Consider the following 13,345-nt stretch of genomic DNA (forward strand, 5'->3'; position numbering starts at 1 on the left):
ATAAACCCACCTAAAAAAGTAATATACTAATCGATTAATTTAATTAATTTCAAGGTGGGTTTTAGAGAACAAAATAACTGTTATTCTAAGTCAGTAAATTTTTAACTTGATTGAACAGGAGTCTCATTGGTCGGTTTATTATGCTTAATCAGAGTTATAGAAAGAACACTAATCAAACAAATAATCGTAATTATAGACGCGCTAACTATTGACCAAATGCAGTTCGCTGTATTTACCAATAAGACCTGCACTTGAGGAAGCAATCCAGCGAGGCCCAAAGAAGCTAGGGTAATAATAATAATCGCTACGAAGGAGACAGCCAAAAGAAAAGCCGCTAGAGCCATGGGGCCATTACATATACTTGCGGGGGACGAGATACGATGAAGCTTGCTTCGTAATTCTGCTAATTCGTTTCGTAACCCAGAAAAACTAGATGCTGTTGTTTGCATGTGATGCTGCAGAGCTCTGGATATGTGAATAGTAGAAGAACCGGCATCTGGTGAAGGAAATACGGACGACTGTGCCGGGAGAGCCCAGGGAGAAATGTGCTGCTGTTGTAAATTGGCTAAGGAATGCTGCAATGCGGATAATCTGGATAAAATTTCTGTATTCCCGTCAGATCCAGAACCTCGGGGATGGATCATACTTAAATCATGAACATTGGACGTGCCAGAAAGGGTCATGTGTTCTTTCTCCTAAAATTATCGAAGTAGATTAAGAAGACTGCAAGGAATTCTCCAACACGAGTACTAGCGGAGAAGATTTTAGTAAAGAACTAATGCTTAGCATTGACAAGAACAGTATTGCTGCGGATACAGATGAAATAATTGGCAACGCTATACAAGCACCGACTGTATACACATTAAGAAAAGATAAAAATAGAGGGAAACCTCCACAAGCAGTAACCACGCAAACGACTAAAAGAGATATAGCTATAAGAGCTACCAAAGTTAGCGTTGTTGCTAACAGTTTAGAACAAACTGTAGGAGGCGAATGCTCGATGATCATAGAAGAGGGGCGTTGAGGAGATCCTTGTGAGCTTGGCAGAACATCGCTGTTTTGTCTCAAAGAGTGAACACAAGCCGCAATTACCGCTTTCAGGTCTTCAACTTCGGCAACTAAGCTAGCTAGAGCACTTTCTGATTGAGCTACCGTAACGGAAGTAGTAGATAATCTAGAATCAAGATAACTAACCTCTCGTTTTATCTTTTCTATAGCATGTTGTAATACTTCAGGAGATAAGTTCTGCTCCAGACTAGAGCAAGTAGACGTAATTGTCATGTGTCCTCCTAATTCCCAAGAAAAAACTAATCGCAGCAAAGTCTATCTAATAAAATTGTTTGAATCAAGAAGTAAAAAAACTTTCTATTAAAACGTTCCTTATAGAAATTTTAAATCATGTTAAACCCTTAAATACTTAAGGGTTATTTCTAGAAAATCTTTTGTAAATCCTATCATTTAATGCTTTTAAAACAATAATTCCCAACATCCACTGAAATAATAAACTTGATAGTGTATAGGTAGAACAAGGATTCCACCAAACATTGTTCTCTGGAAAAAGACCTTCATAGAAGAACCACATGAGTAGGGCAATACCTTCAAAAGGCAACAAATATTTAATCACACGGTAAAAAGTTGATTCAAAATATAATTTTTCATGTGCAGCGACTATCACCTTGTTTTTGAGTAAAGATAACCCATATTTTTTTGCTGCAAAAATGAGAATGAGCCCATTAACAATTAAAGCTACGCCCCACACCGTATCTTGGTTAATGAAAAAGGATAGGCTGAGAGATGATGGAATACCTAGAAGAAACGCAGAAAGGGTTGCTAATACTTCCGCATGATGTTTTTTCAACCCCAGTTCAGAAAGAGTTTGGGATAGAAGGAAGAGCATGGAAATCATGGAAGATAGTGCTGCAGTAGCAAAAGCTAAGAAAAAAAGAGCACTGAACAAGGTGGGAGTATATTGTGGCCCAGGCAATTTAGTAAACAGTTCTGGAAGATATACAAAGGCAATACCAATACTAGAGGCGCCTACTCCATCTTGCAATTGTGAAGTACCTAAAATATCCAAGGAGGCGCATGTAGAAAAAATAATTACTCCCATGATTAGGGAGACTAGATTATTCGCTATGGCAGTCATGGCTCCATTTGCTACAACCCCTGTTTCTTTGGCAGTAAATCCGGAATACACTAATAATAATCCCCAGCCTGCTCCAGTATCCCAAGCATTTTGTGTTAAAGCCTCGACCCACACTTTGTAATTTGATAGCCCATGAGCATTGAAGAAGAACAATTGCTTAATTCCTTTGAGAGAATCGGGGAGAGTAATAGCTCGTGCGAGAAGAATAAACGTGCAAACAAAGAAAGCTGGGATAAGGATTTTATTGCATCTTTCTATGCCTTTGACAATACCCTTTCTGATTATAAAATATGCTAAGAAGAGAGATATACTATGAAAAATTAGAGGATACCAACTAGTATAGTGGTTTTCCCATAGTTCTGAAAAATTATTCCCGAAATATATCTTGCCAGATATGGAGTAGTAGAAATATCCGAGTCCCCACCCAACTATGTTTGAGTAGTAGCCAAGGATACACGTAGTCACTAACGTAATAAATGCACCTAGCCAAGCATATTTACGCCCCGCTGTTTGAATTAATGTGCCAATAGGGGATTTTTTTGTGAGTTTCCCTAAACATAGCTCAACTATAATCATGGGTATAGACCATGAGAATAAAAACACAAGCCAAAGAATGATAAAAGTCCCACCATCATTTTGGGCTGCAATTCTAGGAAATCTCCAGATATTCCCAGCCCCAACAGCGATACCCATCATAGATAGAATAAAGCCTAGTCTAGAAGAAAAATGAGAAGACCTATTACTCATTATAGTTTTCCTTGGGCAACTTGTTTTGAGAGACTACTATTAGTAAGGCTGGCAACACAGCAATCTGACCAGACATTTAGAGATGTCTCGATCATATCTAACATGGTATAAAAAGGTAGGATAAATCCTAAAATATGTAGGGGGATGCCAGCTGAGGTTAATAATGACGAGGTCAAAAAATAACATCCCATAGGGACCCCAGCATTTCCTACAGCAGCTAATGTTGCTAAGAAAACCCACCCGATCATCGAAAGCAGAGAGAATTGGACGCCGTTAGAGACACTTACGAACAGCACGGTGATAAGAATAAATGCAGCACACCCATTCATATTGATAACGGAACATAAGGGGAACGTAAACCTTGATAGTGACGGAGATAATTTAAGTTCTTCTTCGGCAATTTCCATAGTAAGTGGAAGAGTAGAAGCTGAAGATTTAGAAAAAAAAGCCGTAATAAGGGCTGGGGACATGGCTTTGGCAATTTTTATGGGGGACAAGCGATTAGCCTTAAGCAGCCAAGGTAAGACGACAAATCCTTGAAGTAGATTGGCTCCTACGATACATAAAAGGTATTTACTGAAAATAAATAAATTTTCTTGGTTATGAGAGACCTCTTTATAGAACAGGATTGAAAAAGAGAGAGTCGCTAAACTTAGGAATTTAAGAACACCTTTGGCGATGTTTAGTAGAAGAGAAAAGAAGGTTGAAAATAGATTTTCAACGAGTATTTTTTCCTTATCCTTTAGAAATAGAGAAGATATCCCTAATAGAGTGGCTAAGAATGTAGCTGAGATAACATTATTTTCTATAAAAGGCTCTAAAATGTTGGTAGGAACTGTTTTTGATAAAATAGCGAGATATCCAGAGGAGTTAATCTGGGAGGAAATTTGTATACCGTTTTGCACTGACATATTAGGGCGGATCAATAAGAATAATATAAGGCCGATAGACGCAGAAATTATCGTAGTCAAAAGAGTATAGAATAAGACCTTTTTTCCTAGTGAAACCATCGTATTAAAGTTTTTAATTGATGTAATTGTCGATCCAATACCGAAAAATACTAAAGGTAGGCTAAGTAGTTTTAAGAGCTTTAAGAAGAAATTTGAAAATAATTCAGCTCCTTTGAAGATCCAAGGAATATTTAGCACGCCAAGTCCTAAACCAATTATCATGCTTATCAGCAGAAGGAAATTGTAATTCGATCTGAGAGATTTTTTCATAACGGGAACTAAAAATTTTTAATAAAAGAGAGGCAGGAGTATAATCATTTGAGAATTTCTTTTCTTTGAAATTGAAATCAAATAGTTTTTAAGAGCATGTCTTGTTTTAACCTCCCGATTGTTAATCATCAGTTGCGTCCTATCGATGAGAGTTGTTTCCCTTCTAGTGATAATTGGAAGCGTATTCTTAACAATGAGTTGCATACTATGTTGTATGCATACGATATGCTTCCTCGATATGACGTGGATCTGCGTGCGCGTGTGATTGCTCTCAGTTTAGTCGTGGTTTTAGGTCTCGTTCTATTTTCTAGTATGGCTGCCGCTCTATCTGTGCAGGGTGTTGTGCTTTCTTTCGGTTCAATCATTCCAGCACTACTAGTTCCTGCGGTGCTTATAGGCGGGGGTATTTACATTCTCTATACAATTAGCAGGAAGGTAGATGTTCTCTCTGGCTCATTAATTTGTCCTTTCGGTCCCAGGAAGTGGGTGCCTTTGCCTTTATGGCACCAGACTACAAGAGGAAAACATCGTGATGGTCATATAGTTAAAGATTGTTTTATTGATTTGTCAACTCTGGATGAATCTAAGTCCGGAGTTGCATTGGCTTATATGTACCCTTCTGATGCTGCGTTACGATTGCCAATGGCAGTCTTCCCTATACTAGCTCTCCCACTACTTGCTATCGTGAAAATGGTGTATAATTTGATCCGATTTTTTGTGGTTCCGTTTTATATTATTTTCCAAATGATAACTCAATATTTTTCTAAAATCGAAGTAAATGTTAATGAACGATTTGCGCTTAAGGATATAGCCAGGGAAATGGGGCGTTCTTTAGCTAATTTTATGCGCGCGCCATTTTATGCCTCAGCCTACATGATCACGGTTTTTTATGGTTTGTTGGACCCTTTGTCAGGTCGCGTCGCTACGTCTTGTTTAGAGAGAGATTGGAATAATGATGTAATTCGTTCTCGAGGAATATGGCTTTGCATTCCTCAACGCAATTATAAGTTTGAAGGTGGAGGAACACGCCTAGGATTAGGCCAGTTTAGTCATTATTTAATGGGATGTTTTCAACCTTGTGCAGCATTTCTATTTAAGAACGGAGAGATCATTTCTGGTGCGAATCCATCTGTTCAATACTACCGTGAGGAGGAGCTCTTTCGTTTCCCCGGCATTCGGTCAAACATTGAATTTGTTTAATTAGTCTCCTTTGAATTTAAAACCTGCTTGTGCTCAAGTTATTTATTTTAAGATCTTTCTCATGGAAATTTTTTCTTTCTAAGATTAAATTATTTTTTACAAGAATTCTTATGTTTGTGCTGATTGTTTGTTTAGGTTGAGAGTGTTGTCAACTTCAGTGCTGTGCCTTTGAGTTCTAATAGCAGATTGGCTCTTGTTGTCTATCTATACAGATTAGTGCAAGTGTAATAAAGGTAAACGATAAATTCTCATAGGAGCTTAGAAAAACTTCGCAATGCAGGCAAAAATACCGTTTTTCTCTTCCAAAGCATTTTTGACGCCTAATAAAGAAAAAGAGGAACAAACCTCTTGTATGGCTGATTTTCTACTTGCTGAGTTGATTCTTCTAAAAGAAAAAAAGGAAACAGAGTTTTCCTCAGGGTTCCTCTCTATCGCTGAAACCTTACTACTGCTTACTGATTTCTCAACAAGTATTTTAAAAAAAATTGTCTTTCATGGTACTACGTTTGGTTTGAGTAAGAGAAGTTCTGCTGTTCTATCGGATACTCTTGCTTATGCGGATATTCTGTTTAAGAAATTGGATATAAGTTCTTCGGATCGCATATCTCTATTATCTGCGAAAGCTGCCATTTGTTTTGAGTTATTCAATATAACACAAAATTATACATTTCTTTCTCTTGTTTCGGATGTGTTTATTGTTTTCAATGAGTTGCTTAGAAATAATTCTCACCTTGAGAACAAACTGGGATGGTCGCATCTAGAACAGGATAATAAAAGAGCGGAAATTAGTGAATTAGCTAGCGCCAGGGTATACCATACTTTTGGTAAAGCTTTCTTCTTGATCTTCTCTTCGAGTCATGAAATTCATGACTTGTTCGTTAGTCAAAAGTGCTTTATGAAGGCTCTGAAATTCAGACCTCATCACCCGAGATTACTCGCAGACTATGCGGATACTTTAAGTATGTTGGGGATGAAAACTGGCAAATCCGCATATATAGAAAACGCTTTACATTTTCTATCAAGAGCGATTTTCCTTAGCTTTAATCGAGATGCTCATAATCAGGAATATCAAGATTATCGTTGTCGCTATGCGTATACCGCTATTAATTTATATAACGTTACATGTAGACCTGATCATTTGAATCAGGCTAGTAGAATTTTGTATGAATGTGTCCAGGCATTTCCTAATCTTTCATCTTTATGGTCTGCTTGGGGCGGTTTGCTTATTTTTGCTGGTTGGCTTAATGGGGAGCCGAAATATTTAGAAGCAGGACTAGATAAATTATCTTTTGCTCAGAAGGGGGATAGCGATCCTTTACAGATTGCTACCTATTTATCTTCCGGGATAGCTTATTTAGGTCTTCATTTAGAAGAACCTAGTTTATTTCGAGAAGGTTATTATAAATTAGTGGAAATTATGAAATCGTGTCCTGGGTATCTTCCTTTAGTAGGTGCTTTAGGCTCGGTACAGCTATGCTCTGCTTTATATTTCAAAGATGCTGGGTTATTTTCTTTTGCTATCTCTTGTTTTCAATCTTATCTACAATTTGACGGCAACAATGTTGACAACCTTCATAAATTATTCATGGCCTATTTCTACTGGGGTGAATCTAGACTTAGTTTAAGATTGTTCTATAAAGCTTTAAATATTGTTAAGACACTGTGTGATTTACGTCCTGAAATTGCATTATTTTGGAAATATAGAGGGACTACTCTGCGACGTTTAGCAGAAATTACTTCTGATCCTGTTTATAAAGAACTATATCTTGAAGAATCAATTTGGTATTATCGTAGAGCATGGGAGCTTGATCAAAAATTAGTAATTCTTGAACTATGGGCAGAGTCCTACTGTCTGCTTGGTAGGATTCAACATAATCTTGCCTGTTACGAACAGTGCTATGAACTATTTACGCTAGTTGAGGAAGAATTACTTTCTTCCAAAGCAAAGCTCTTGATTGGCATCTCATTATTGGGGAAAGGGATAATACTGGAGGATGGGAATTTAGTTCAGCGCGCTATTTTTATTTTTGATGATTTATTGGGAGAGAGCAAAGAGGACAGCAATTTAATGATGTTATTAGGCGATGCCTGGCTATTTTTGTTTTCTAAAACTCGTTTCTTTAAATGTTATCAAAAATCTAGAAGATATTTGTATCAAGCTGTTGCGTTAGGGTGTACGGAAGCTTATTATAGCTTGAGTAAGCTCTATACAGCCAATGGAAATGTGGATCAAGCAAATGCTATGTTGCTACGTGCGGAGAGTTTCGGTTCAACTTTTGCTAGTGCTAGTTTTGCTATAGGAAAGTTTTATGTGCCGAAATTCTAATGTTTGGGGCAGCACTTAATTTATATCGAGTTGTAGTCATTTTGTTTATGACTAATTAGAAGGGTTAGCTATGGTGGGCGAACAACATAGAAATGAGGATAAGACAGACATAGCTTTTAGTTCTGGGAACTTGATGGATTCCAAAACTAGTCATCTAGATGATGAATTGAGCTTTAAGTTAGAGAAAGCTTTTGTATGTCTTTCCACAGATATGCATTCTCATGATCTTTCTAAGATTGTAAGCGAATATAATCCTATTGATCTAGCGTATGCTGTTTCCTGCTTGCCTCCCGATTCTCGGGCTGTTCTTTATAAAAATCTTTCGTGCATTTCGTCTAAAGTTGCGTTTATCATTAATACTGATTCTGCATCTCGTTGGGCAATTTTCCGTCGTCTTTCGGATCTTGAGGTGTGTGCTTTGATTGAGCAAATGCCTCCAGATGAGGCGATATGGGTTTTGGATGATATTCCTGATAGACGGTATCGTAGGATATTAGAACTTATTGATTCTAAAAAGTCTTTGAAGATTCGTGATTTACAAAAACATGGGCGTAATACAGCTGGACGTTTAATGACCAACGAGTTCTTTGCGTTTTTAATGGAAACCACAGTTAGAGAAGTGGCTGCTTGTATCCGTAATAATCCAGGTATTGATCTTACTCGGTTAGTCTTTGTTTTGGATTTTAAAGGCGAACTTCAAGGTGTTGTTACCGATAGGAGTTTAATAATTAATCCCCCTGATATGCCTTTAAAGCAGATCATGAATCAGGTAGAGCATAAGGTATTGCCAGATGCCACACGGGAAGAAGTAGTTGATCTTGTTGAGCGGTATAAAATTGCAGCACTCCCTGTAGTGGATGAAGAAAATTTTCTTATAGGTGCTATTACTTATGAGGATGTTGTTGAAACAATAGAGGATATTGCAGACGAGACTATTGCTAGAATGGCAGGAACGACTGAAGATGTTGGATACCATAGTTGTCATGTGGTTCAAAGATTTTTATTGCGTGCGCCTTGGTTATTAGTCACGCTATGTGCAGGGCTTGTTAGTGCTTCAGTTATGGCATACTTTCAAAAGATTGCCCCTTCTTTGTTGGCTTTAGTTATTTTTTTCATACCGTTAATTAACGGCATGTCTGGAAATGTAGGAGTTCAGTGCAGCACGATATTGGTCCGTAGTATGGCTACGGGAACACTATCTTGTGGTCGTCGTCGTGAAACTATTTTTAAAGAGATCAGTATCGGACTATTGACGGGGGTTGCGTTAGGCATTCTTTGCGGTTTGGTTGTTTATTTTATGGGGTTCTTAGGAATGAATTTGTTCTCTGGTGGAGGCTTGCAGTTGGGTGTTACTGTGGCAACAGGAGTGCTTGGAGCGTCCTTAACAGCTACTACACTAGGAGTTCTTTCACCATTTTTCTTTGCTAAGCTAGGCGTAGATCCTGCTTTGGCTTCAGGCCCGATTGTTACTGCTCTAAATGATATTATGTCTATGGTTATATTCTTTTTAATAACCGGAGGATTGAATTACTTCTTCTTTAGTTAATTTTTAAAGATTGCAGGGTTCTTATTTCAGCGACTATGAGTTTATGTAGTCACGTGTCTGTTGTGAGAAATACTATAAATTCTGCTGATTATAGGCAGTGTACTTCAGGAGACATGGTGACAATTACAATTTTTTTTTCGATTATTGCCACCTTGTCCCTTATTGCTATAATTCTTGTCGGGTGTCAGGTTGTATCGTCAATCGTTGCTTTTTCTATGTGCGCATCTTTTGGCGTCGCCCTTTCTTTATTAGCATTGTCGGTTTTATTTTCTATAAACTCAGATAAGAGAAGCTTTCAAAAAATAGCCCTCCGTCATCATCCGTATCTTTCTTCTGATCAATGTGTATTTTTGCAAAGATTGTCCTCTCTTGCTTTGTCTCCAGAGATTAGTAGTGTTGATAGTGATAAAAGAGAGCGTTTTTTTACTCAAATCACCCCAAGCAGGATTTTCTCAGATTTTACTAGTAATGTTTCTGCGAGATTACAGAAATTTAGCACTGAGTTAGAATATCAGGTAGCTAATTTAGTCAGTTCTATAATACACTACCAGAGCGCGTCTACGGGATTGATTCAGGCAATTTTCTTAGAAATTAAAGAGTTATTCTTGCCTTCTTGGCTTTCTGCTAAACGGGAATATTCTCTGTGCTCTTCTTTACGTTCTTTGAGTGATTTATTTATAAAGTACTCATTTACAGATTTGTTGATTTTATTTTTAACTGATCCAAAAATCAGTCTTTTATTTATGAATCATCTCTTGTTAATGTGTTCTACTTGGTATTCTATTACCCCAGATAAATCGTGTATAGAAAAGGCTTTACGTTCAATTAATTTGTGGCTAAATGGCTTCTTCCATTCTGAGGGGAGCCTTTCTGTTATAGATAGTTATGATGCTAATTTACTTTCTCCTAGCATGCGTTTAGCTCTGATAAATGGTAACTTTATACAAGTTATTTTAGATCCTTTAGAACAAGGCGTTAAAGATCAATTCTATTATTTTGTCCCCGAGACTTCTCTAGAAAAGATTGCAGCAAGCAATGCTCAAATGTACTGTCAGTCTATGAATTCTGAAGAGTACATCACGGAATCAATTTCGCTAAGACAGTTTTTTTCTAAATTAAAAGAACATATGGCTTTCTCTAAGAAATTATTGCCTCCATCATCTCCATTTTTCTTAGGATCATTAGGATATTATAAAGCGAACATTTCAGATTTGTGTACTTTCGTATGTAATAATTATGAAAAACTGTTAGGTAATCCTTTCTTACTAGTTGAGCTACTACATAGTGATAGGGATTATCAAGTTTTTGTAAGAGAATTATTGAAGAAGGCTATGCCAATTAAAAATTGGCTAGTGATCTTGCGGCCAATTATTTTAGGATTGTTTAGTGCTAGTATAGCAACAAGGAGAGAGATAGAGATGTTGGCCAATCGTTTGTCAATTTCTTCTAGCAACCTGGAGCAAGCCATATCGTCTGATGAATTTCTCTCTACTCTATTTCCTACTTTATGTGCGGAAAATCTTTCTAGTTAGTGCGGTCAGCAGCTTCCTGGAGAAAGCTGCTGATGGGATTATTTCACAAATTTCTTGTGTGCAGAATAAATTCCAAAAGGAATCAAACAATTAATGCTGAACACACATAACAAAGCTGCAGTATAGGCGAGCTTATGTGTGCTAGTTAGTTGTGTGAGTTCTTGAGGGGGAAGGAAGCTGATGCACAAAGCAAAAAGACATGAAATAATACCCAAGGTTGATAAACAGCATATGCCAAATAATTTTCCTGGCACAGAGTATAACCGTTCGGCTTTTGGTTCTTTAATTCTTAAAATAGGACCAGAAATAAATAGACATATATACATGGCTAGATACATCTGAATACTCAAAGCACTAAGAATCCAATAAGCTAGATCTGCAGAATCTAGGCATAGAAATAGCAGGGTAAACAACGTAACAACAATTGCTTGAAATAGCATTAAATTTACGGGTACGTTCTTAGAATTGACTTTCTTGAACTTTCTAGGAAGGCAATCATTTTGCGTAGATACGAACAATCCTTTAGTGCCAGCAAACATCCAAGCATTAAGCTCTCCTAGAGATCCTGCTATTGTCATGACTACAATGATATTTGTTAACCAGGATAGATTATATTTATCGAAGAACAAGGCAAATGCTTTTATTAATCCCGATACTAAACTGATTTCTTCTTTTGGTATGACAATGGCTATTGACAAAGAGCCTAAGACAAGAATAGCTAGTGTTAATGTTGCTCCGATAAATACGGCTTTAGGATAATTTTTTCTTGGGTTGATCATGTCAGAGGCTAAATTAGCATTGGCTTCCAATCCACATAATGCAAGCAACATTCCAGCTAGTAATACAAGAGATGACATATTGCTGAAGTCGGGTAAAAGATCACCCCAAGAAAAAGAAATAGCAATGGGATTTCCAGAAAAAATCCACAGAAGAGCTAGAGATACTAATATAAGCCCAGGAATTAATGTGCCAAGAATTACGCAAACAGAACTAAATAAAGCAGATGTACTGATGCCTAGGAAATTGAAAAAAGTTAGCCCCCAAAACCCAGCAAGAATTACCGTTGCAAGATAAACCTTGTTATGAGCCAACTCTGGGTTCATCTTATAAACTAAAGTACTAGCTATAAAAGCTAACATAGCGGGATACCAAGTCATATTGTGGAACCACTGCATCCATATTGAGAAGAATCCCCACCATTTTCCTAATGCATCGCGAGTCCACACGTAGATTCCTTGGGGTTTAAAAGATGCTAGCTCCGCTGCAATTAAGGAGTATGGAATCATAAAACACATGACTGCAAGAGCATAAAAAAATAGAGTTGATAAGCCATGTTTGGCTGTTAGAGGGAGATTTCTTAAGCTGATGACAACAGCAAGAGATAACATCCCCACAGTAAAAGTACCTAGGGGTTTTGAGGGTTTCGAATGAGTGTGCATAAATGCCTTCTTGGTTACGCTATTGTAATTTCGGGATCTAAATAAACGTCCTGAATTAAATTTAATAACTGAACGCCTTCAGCAAATGGTCTTTGAAAAGCTTTTCTTCCTAAGATAAGTCCCATTCCCCCAGCTCGTTTATTAATTACTGCAGTCCTTACTGCTTCGGCAAAATCGTTTTTTCCTGAAGGTCCTCCAGAATTAATGAGCCCTACTTTACCGCAGTAGCTGTTGAGTACTTGATAACGACATAAATCTATGGGGTGATCTGAAGACAAATTAGAGTATACTCTGTCATCAGTTTTACTAAACTTAATAGTTTTAAATCCGCCTTGGCATGTAGGTAATTTTTGTTTTACAATGTCAGCACCTAGTGATGCTCCTAGATGATCTGCTTGACCCGTGAGGTCTGCAGAGGTGTGGTAATCTACCCCATTGTACACAAAATTAGGGTTTCTTAAATAGCACCACAATACTGTAGCCATTCCGAATTCACGAGCTTTTTCAAAAGCTCTGGATACTGCTATAATTTCTTGCGATGAGGTTTCAGAACCGAAATAGATTGTCGCTCCTACAGCAACAGCCCCCATGTTATGGGCACTTTCAACTTGACTAAAGAAGATTTGATGATACTTAGTGGGATAAGAAAGAAGTTCATTATGATTTAGCTTAAGAATAAACGGAATTTTATGAGCATATTTTCTAGATACTAAACTTAACACTCCATAGGAGGAGGCTACAGCAGAGCACCCAGCTTCTATGGCCAGACGCACGATATTTTCGGGATTAAAATATAGGGGATTTGCTGCAAAAGAAGCCCCGGCTGTGTGTTCTATACCTTGATCTACTGGAAGGATAGATAAATAACCTGTATTTGCTAAGCGACCATGAGAAAATAGAGTTTGCAGGGATCTCAATACGCGATTATTTCGGTCAGATTGACCAAACACATCATCAACAAATGTAGTTGAAGGCAGGGTCAGACTTTCCTTTTTGATATGTGTGCATACATAAGTTAGCAAATTATCAGTATCTTCTTTTAGAAAATCGTAAACTTTTGTCAACATCAGAAAACCCTTCTTTAAATAGCAGTACTGTTTAGTTTTGCTTTAATTTTAGAGTTTTGTCAAGAATCTTTAATAATCATAAAGAATCGTGAAAGTATTCTTAATTTATTCGTGAAAATACT

10 protein-coding genes are annotated in these 13,345 nt (G+C 37.4%); 4 read left to right on the forward strand and 6 right to left on the reverse strand.

The window, feature by feature from the left end; genetic code table 11:
• Positions 1-101 precede the first annotated feature (101 nt).
• The 4 genes from H359_RS02565 to H359_RS02580 all read right to left on the reverse strand — a co-directional run bounded on the left by H359_RS02565 (position 102) and on the right by H359_RS02580 (position 4,113).
• Positions 102-683 carry a hypothetical protein gene (locus H359_RS02565; RefSeq protein ID WP_020370114.1) on the reverse strand — a complete coding sequence of 194 codons (582 nt, stop codon included), beginning with the start codon at positions 681-683 and terminating at the stop codon, positions 102-104.
• 31 nt (positions 684-714) lie between these two features.
• Positions 715-1,281, reverse strand: coding sequence for an inclusion membrane protein IncB (gene incB / locus H359_RS05200; RefSeq protein WP_020370115.1), 567 nt, complete (start codon positions 1,279-1,281; stop codon positions 715-717).
• Between the two features lie 136 nt (positions 1,282-1,417).
• Positions 1,418-2,893 carry a sodium-dependent transporter gene (locus H359_RS02575; protein ID WP_020370116.1) on the reverse strand — a complete coding sequence of 492 codons (1,476 nt, stop codon included), beginning with the start codon at positions 2,891-2,893 and terminating at the stop codon, positions 1,418-1,420.
• Positions 2,893-4,113, reverse strand: coding sequence for a dicarboxylate/amino acid:cation symporter (locus H359_RS02580; RefSeq protein ID WP_035392007.1), 1,221 nt, complete (start codon positions 4,111-4,113; stop codon positions 2,893-2,895). The genes H359_RS02575 and H359_RS02580 overlap by 1 nt, the downstream gene beginning before the upstream one ends.
• 96 nt (positions 4,114-4,209) lie before the next feature.
• Between H359_RS02580 and H359_RS02585 the strand changes: the two genes are divergently transcribed.
• The 4 genes from H359_RS02585 (at position 4,210) to H359_RS02600 (ending at position 10,717) form a co-directional block, all read left to right on the forward strand.
• Positions 4,210-5,313: a hypothetical protein gene (locus H359_RS02585; protein WP_020370118.1), complete on the forward strand. Its 1,104-nt coding sequence runs from the start codon at positions 4,210-4,212 to the stop codon at positions 5,311-5,313.
• A 274-nt stretch (positions 5,314-5,587) separates the two neighbouring features.
• A complete protein-coding gene (locus H359_RS02590; protein WP_020370119.1) occupies positions 5,588-7,639 on the forward strand; it encodes a tetratricopeptide repeat protein in 2,052 nt (683 codons plus the stop codon).
• 133 nt (positions 7,640-7,772) lie between these two features.
• Positions 7,773-9,185 carry a magnesium transporter gene (gene mgtE / locus H359_RS02595; RefSeq protein WP_020370120.1) on the forward strand — a complete coding sequence of 471 codons (1,413 nt, stop codon included), beginning with the start codon at positions 7,773-7,775 and terminating at the stop codon, positions 9,183-9,185.
• A gap of 35 nt (positions 9,186-9,220) precedes the next feature.
• Positions 9,221-10,717 carry a CT214 family putative inclusion membrane protein gene (locus H359_RS02600; protein WP_021119575.1) on the forward strand — a complete coding sequence of 499 codons (1,497 nt, stop codon included), beginning with the start codon at positions 9,221-9,223 and terminating at the stop codon, positions 10,715-10,717.
• Positions 10,718-10,755: 38 nt separating this feature from the next.
• Here the strand turns inward: H359_RS02600 and H359_RS02605 are convergent, their stop codons facing one another.
• A complete protein-coding gene (locus H359_RS02605) occupies positions 10,756-12,156 on the reverse strand; it encodes an amino acid permease (RefSeq protein ID WP_021119594.1) in 1,401 nt (466 codons plus the stop codon).
• Between the two features lie 14 nt (positions 12,157-12,170).
• Positions 12,171-13,223, reverse strand: coding sequence for a class I fructose-bisphosphate aldolase (locus tag H359_RS02610; RefSeq protein ID WP_407918993.1), 1,053 nt, complete (start codon positions 13,221-13,223; stop codon positions 12,171-12,173).
• Positions 13,224-13,345: the final 122 nt, after the last annotated feature.

The organism is Chlamydia ibidis 10-1398/6 (assembly GCF_000454725.1).
Taxonomy (GTDB): Bacteria; Chlamydiota; Chlamydiia; order Chlamydiales; family Chlamydiaceae; genus Chlamydia; species Chlamydia ibidis.